The following is a 6,004-nucleotide window of genomic DNA, read 5'->3' as shown; positions in this document are numbered from 1 at the left end:
TAGCCCTGCAGTTATTTACTTAAGGATTCGTCTGTTCCATAGAGACCGTCCCATACGATTTCGCGATAGCGGACAGGATCGGTATCCCCCTCTGTAGAGATCACAAGAACGTTGGAGTTTTCGTCCAGTTTCAATGCTTCCTTAAGATCAGCTGCATCTGCATCATGAAGAGCTGTATAGCAAAGTCCAAGAGGAACGGAACCGGATTCGCCGGAAACGATATGCGGGTCATTTTCCAGAGGATTTGCGTAAATTCTGGTTGCTTTTGCGCTCATCCAGTCTGGACAGGATGCAAATACAGTTACATGATTTCGTAAGATATCCCATCCGATTGTATTTCCTTCACCACAGGCAAGACCGGCCATAATGGTCTGAAGATCTCCGGTAACGTTTACAAGCTCGCCGGTTTTCTTCATAGCGGAACGGTAGAGACAATCTGCAGCGCCTGCTTCACACACTACCATAACCGGAGGATTTTCTTTGTATTTGTTAGCAAAGTAACCGACAACTGCGCCTGCCAGAGAGCCGACTCCTGCCTGTACAAATACATGGGTCGGTCGGTCGATGCCCTGTTCCTTCAGCTGTTGATCCGCTTCTCTTACCATAGTGCCGTATCCCTGCATGATCCAGGAGGGGATTTCCTCATAGCCTTCCCATGCAGTATCCTGAACGATGATACCGTGTTCTGTTTTGGCAGCTTCTGCAGCAGCCATTCTTACACAGTCGTCATAGTTGCATTCTTCGATAGTCACAGTAGCCCCTTCTTTGGCAATGTTGTCAAATCTTGTTTTTGTGGTTCCCTTCGGCATTCTTACAACTGCTTTCTGCCCAAGACGGTTGGCAGCCCATGCAACGCCTCGTCCGTGATTTCCGTCGGTGGCAGTAAAGAAAGTTGCCTGACCAAATTCTTCTCTTAATTTTTCAGAAGAAAGAACGTTGAAAGGAAGCTCACTGATGTCGCGTCCAAGCTCTTTTGCTATGTAACGTCCCATTGCATAGGAACCGCCAAGAACCTTAAATGCGTTTAAGCCAAAACGATAAGATTCATCTTTACAGAAAATATTTTTCACACCAAGATAGGAAGCAAGAGCGGAAAGCTTCTGGAGTGGAGTTACTGTATACTGTGGGAAGCTTTTGTGAAACTCATTTGCTTTTGCTACATTTTCCTCGGACATCAGATCCAGAAATTTGTCATCGGATTTTGGTATCTGATTAACAGTCCATTTTAATCCTTCCGTCATTTGAAAAACCCTCCTTAAAAATTTTAATTTGTACTAATTAATTTCTGTTCGCTTATACACATCATACCATATTTACAGGATTTTGCAATAGAAAATACAAAATTTTTTAGGTTTTTCAAAAAAGATTTAGCAACCTTGAAGAGATGGTATTGCTATGTTAAAATAAGAATAAATTCAAGGCAGAAAAAAGGAGGAAAAGAAAACGGCATGGCAGTTTTTCGGGCATTTCGGGCATTGCGTCCCAATACAGAAAAAGCGGCAGAAGTAGCAGCGCTTCCCTATGATGTGGTTGGCAGGGAAGAAGCTCGTCTTATTGGAGAAAAGAATCCGGATTCGTTTCTTCATGTGGATCGTGCAGAAATGGACCTTCCGGAAGAAACAGATCTTTATGATGACCGTGTATATGAAAAAGCAGCAGAGAACCTGAAAAAAATGGAAGAAAGTGGAATCCTTATTCAGGATGAAGCTCCCTGTTATTATATTTATGAGCTGACCAGAAAGGGAAAAACACAGACAGGTATCGCAGGCTGCTGTTCCATTGATGAGTATATGGAAGGAACGATAAAAAGACATGAACTTACCAGAGAGGATAAGGAGCAGGACCGTATCCAGCATGTAGATGCGTGTGATGCAAATACAGGTCCCATATTTCTGGCATGCAGGTATTCAGACAGGCTTCTTGACCTGATCGCAGAATGGAAAGAGGAGCACAGTCCGGCATATGATTTTACAGCGGAAGATGAAATAGGACATCGTGTATGGGTGATCGATGAAAAAGATCAGTGTGAAATTATAAAAACAGAATTTCAGGAGATTCCTTCTCTTTATATTGCAGACGGTCACCATCGTGCAGCGTCAGCGGTAAAGGTAGGACAGCAAAGAAGAACAGAACATCCTGACTATACCGGGGAGGAAGAATTTAATTATTTTTTGTCTGTAGTTTTTCCGGCAGATCAGCTTACGATTCTTTCGTATCACCGTGTAGTAAAAGATCTGAATGGTCTTACAGAAAAAGCTTTTCTTGGAGCTCTGAAGTATAATTTTGAACTGATGATCATGCCGGGATTTCCATGCAAGCCTGTGGAAAAGCATTGTATGGGAATGTATGCAGGAGGTGAATGGTACCATCTGAAAGCCTGGGAGGATATTTATAAAGATCTGGATATTGTAGAACAGCTGGATGTATCTCTTCTTCAGGAAAAGGTTCTGGATCCGGTATTGGGGATCAAAGATCCAAGGACAGATGAACGGATCCGGTTTGTGGGAGGAAATCATAAGCTGAAAGAATTGCAGAAAATGGCAGATGAAACAGGCGGTGTGGCTTTTGCCATGTATCCTACATCTATGGATGATCTGATGCAGATCGCAGATGAGGGAAAACTTATGCCTCCAAAGTCTACCTGGTTTGAACCGAAGCTGAGAAGCGGACTTTTTATCCATAAGCTGAGTTGATATGCATTATAATCAGTAGATAATGATATATATAAGAGAAAAGTCACAAATCTTTTTCCTATAATTGGAAACAGATTGGTGACTTTTTTTGATTATGCAAAATTTGCACAAAAATTAAAACAACTTTTTACAGCAATTTTCATATTTTTACGATTGATTTTTGGATTTCATATGCTATAATTCCGATAGCAAAAAATCAAAGATGGGGGTGTTGTTATTGGAGATGTTGTTATGCATTCCGTTTGCAGGTCTTCTGCTGTGTATCGCGGTTATGCCGCTGATCAAAGGTGAGTGGTGGGAATCACATCAGCCGTTGGTGGTTGGTTTCTGGATCCTCCTTATGATTGTGCCATTTGCTTTTGTTTACGGACCGGGCAGAGCAGCGGAAACAGTACTGGAATGTACGATAAATGATTATCTGACATTTATTATCCTTTTGTTCGGACTTTTCTGCGTATCCGGCAATATAACAATGGAGGGAGATTTTGCAGGCTCTCCAAGGATCAACGTATGCCTGCTTGCGCTGGGAACGCTTCTTTCAAGCTGTATCGGAACTACAGGTGCAAGTATGCTGATGGTGCGTCCTGTGATCAAAATGAATTCCTGGAGAAAGAGGAAAAGCCATATCATGGTTTTCTTTATTTTTATGGTATCGAATATGGGAGGATGCCTGACGCCTATTGGGGATCCGCCGCTTTTGATGGGATTTATGCGAGGGGTGCCTTTTTTCTGGAGTATGCATCTGTTTCCGGTTTTGATCTTTAATATGGTGCTTCTTTTGTTTGTCTTTTATCACCTTGATAAATGGGCTTATCGAAAGGATATTGCCCGGGGAAGAAAACCGGATATCAGTAAACCGGGTACAGAATTCCATATTGACGGACTGCATAATATTGTTTTTTTGGTTATGATCGTAGCAGCAGTGATCTTAAGCGGTGTACTTCCGGGAATGCCGGTATTTCAGGATGCGGCAGGAAATGTAAGAGGAATCCATATTTTTGGAGAGGTTACTCTGACATTTCCGGCTTTGATTGAATGTGCACTGATCCTCCTTGCTGCATGGCTTTCTTTTAAAACAACAAAAAGTGAGATCCGAAGAAGAAATCACTTCACCTGGGGAGCCATTAAAGAGGTGGCAGTTTTGTTTATTGGTATCTTTATCACAATGCAGCCGGCACTGATGCTTCTTAAGGCAGTAGGACCGGAACTGGGCGTAACAGAACCGGCTCAGATGTTCTGGGCTACAGGTGCTCTTTCCAGTTTCCTGGACAATACACCTACATATCTGGTGTTTCTGACCACTGCAGGAACTCTGGGATTCACGCAGGGTATTGTTACCTCTCTGGGTACTGTTCCTGTAAAGGTTCTCTCTGCAATTTCCTGCGGAGCCGTATTTATGGGAGCAAATACATATATTGGAAATGCGCCGAATTTCATGGTAAAATCCATTTCGGATGAGAATGGTGTAAATATGCCGTCATTTTTCGGATATATGCTCTGGTCTCTGGTATTTCTGGTACCTGTATTTATAATTGATATGCTGGTATTCTTTATGTAAGGAGGGCGGACAGCTATGGAAGAAAAACAGAAAAAATATATAGAACTTGCCAATCGGATTTATGATCTGGACGGTGAGGTTTATGAAAGTGTAGGATCTTCTCTTGGCCGTACTTTTACCGGAGGGAGAGAGGCAACTGTCCGTACCCTGAGCATGCTGATGTACACCAAGCCGGATGGTCATCTTCTTCGAAGCGAGATGGCCTTGATCAGCAACATGGCCCGTACCATTCAGGATAAGGAAGAAAAATCCCGTCTGATGAGGAAATATAACGATATCCTCAAAGAAGTAGAAGCTCTTCCGGATGGATTTGGAAAAGTGGATATCCTGGATCAGGACAGACTTTCTCTGAACCTGGCGGCTGGAAGTGAAAAGATGTCCAAAGACGATCATCTGGTAATCTGTATCAGCCGTACTCATGGCAGTGCAGGAAATGATATTGGATTTGAACTGGCAGATGAACTGAAGATTAATTACTATGATGTAGAAATATTTAATCAGGTTTTGAAACGCCTTGAGGCAGATAAAGATGCAGTCAATGATACAGAGAATTTTGTGGAATTTAATAAGTACACAAAGAAAAAAAAGCTGACGATGAAAGAAAGATTTCGGGAATTCAGCCGTTATCACGGACTTAAAAAGCAGGATGCTGTGTTTTTTAATATGAGTGATCTGATCTGCAGCCTGGCAAAAACAGAAGACTGCATCATTATGGGACGATGTGCGGATATGATCCTGAAAAACAACCATATTCCTCATATCAGTCTTTTTATCAGTGCGCCATTTTCTGTGCGTGTGCAGCATACAATGGAAGTAAGAAATATGAATCTGAAGCAGGCGGTTCACTTTTTGAAGAAAATGGATCGCCAGCACAGAAAGTATTATCAGTTTTATACAGGTGAAAAATGGGGAAAACCTGAGAATTACGACCTGTGTATCAACAGTGCCAATTACGGGATGAGAGAGACAATAGATGTGATAAAAAGAATGATCACGAGATAAAAGATCCCCGGTAAACGAATGAGAGGATTTCTGGTAAACATCAGAAAAATATCATTCATTTGCCGGGGGATTTTTATTTATTTACATCAATATAGCTGTAAAGTGTATACTTGGAAATTCCGAAATAATTAGCAACCTTGTCACCAGACTTGGTAATCAGGAAAGCGCCGGAATCATTCAGGAACTGGATGGCAGTTACTTTGTCATCTTTGTTCATCAAAGCTACAGGCTTTCCTACAAGCGCTACAGATTCTTCGATCAGATGATCCAGAAGATCATTGACATTATGGGTGATCTCCTTGGGTTTTTCTTCTGTGTTTACAGGCGTCACCAGATCGTGAAGCGCACTTTCTACCATGGTCAGTCTGGAAATGTCATAATTGATACCAAATACGTAGTGCAGACTTCCGTCATCGTCACGGATATAGGAGGTGCTGCACTTAAGAATCTTGCCGTCAGAGGTTTTCATTAAATAACCGGCGTGATCTTTTAAATCATCAGGCTGGATATCATCTGGGTTTTTATTTTTGTGGATGTGACGGATCACATCAAAAACTGCATTGGATGGTCCGTCTCCAACTCCTCTGTTTGTTACATGACCGTTTTCAATATATACGATGGAAGTTTCCGGATCATTTGTTTTCAGGTCATGTATGACTACCTCGCAGTCAGGACCGAACTGACAGGCAATATCGTGAGCAATCTGTTTTAATACAGTAAGCCGTCCCATATACTTACCTCCTCCTTTTTC

At 42.0% G+C, this 6,004-nt stretch carries 5 protein-coding genes; 3 read left to right on the top strand and 2 right to left on the bottom strand.

Annotation, left to right across the window (positions count from 1 at the left end):
* Nucleotides 1–11 precede the first annotated feature (11 nt).
* Nucleotides 12–1,241, bottom strand: coding sequence for a diaminopropionate ammonia-lyase (gene dpaL, locus RDS42_RS11415; protein ID WP_308783778.1), 1,230 nt, complete (start codon nucleotides 1,239–1,241; stop codon nucleotides 12–14).
* 207 nt (nucleotides 1,242–1,448) lie between these two features.
* Between dpaL and RDS42_RS11410 the strand changes: the two genes are divergently transcribed.
* The 3 genes from RDS42_RS11410 (at nucleotide 1,449) to RDS42_RS11400 (ending at nucleotide 5,253) form a co-directional block, all read left to right on the top strand.
* Complete coding sequence (locus RDS42_RS11410) at nucleotides 1,449–2,693, top strand: DUF1015 family protein (RefSeq protein WP_308783777.1); 1,245 nt, start codon at nucleotides 1,449–1,451, stop codon at nucleotides 2,691–2,693.
* Between the two features lie 202 nt (nucleotides 2,694–2,895).
* Entirely contained in the window at nucleotides 2,896–4,251 is a 1,356-nt protein-coding gene (locus tag RDS42_RS11405) for a sodium:proton antiporter (protein ID WP_308783776.1), read from the top strand.
* A gap of 15 nt (nucleotides 4,252–4,266) precedes the next feature.
* Entirely contained in the window at nucleotides 4,267–5,253 is a 987-nt protein-coding gene (locus tag RDS42_RS11400; RefSeq protein WP_308783775.1) for a cytidylate kinase-like family protein, read from the top strand.
* 73 nt (nucleotides 5,254–5,326) lie between these two features.
* Here the strand turns inward: RDS42_RS11400 and RDS42_RS11395 are convergent, their stop codons facing one another.
* Nucleotides 5,327–5,983: a helix-turn-helix transcriptional regulator gene (locus RDS42_RS11395; RefSeq protein ID WP_308783779.1), complete on the bottom strand. Its 657-nt coding sequence runs from the start codon at nucleotides 5,981–5,983 to the stop codon at nucleotides 5,327–5,329.
* Nucleotides 5,984–6,004: the final 21 nt, after the last annotated feature.

It is taken from the genome of uncultured Blautia sp. (genome assembly GCF_902497045.1).
Classification (GTDB): Bacteria; Bacillota; Clostridia; order Lachnospirales; family Lachnospiraceae; genus Blautia_A.
The sequence above is the reverse complement of the archived record's forward strand: the minus strand, read 5'-3'. Positions and strand labels throughout refer to the sequence as shown.

What these genes read in the sequence shown, in the direction of transcription:
- RDS42_RS11395 (WP_308783779.1), bottom strand. Translation starts at nt 5,983, where the DNA reads ATGGGACGGCTTACTGTATTAAAACAGATTGCTCACGATATTGCCTGT.
- dpaL (WP_308783778.1), bottom strand. Translation starts at nt 1,241, where the DNA reads ATGACGGAAGGATTAAAATGGACTGTTAATCAGATACCAAAATCCGAT.
- RDS42_RS11405 (WP_308783776.1), top strand. Translation starts at nt 2,896, where the DNA reads ATGGGGGTGTTGTTATTGGAGATGTTGTTATGCATTCCGTTTGCAGGT.
- RDS42_RS11410 (WP_308783777.1), top strand. Translation starts at nt 1,449, where the DNA reads ATGGCAGTTTTTCGGGCATTTCGGGCATTGCGTCCCAATACAGAAAAA.
- RDS42_RS11400 (WP_308783775.1), top strand. Translation starts at nt 4,267, where the DNA reads ATGGAAGAAAAACAGAAAAAATATATAGAACTTGCCAATCGGATTTAT.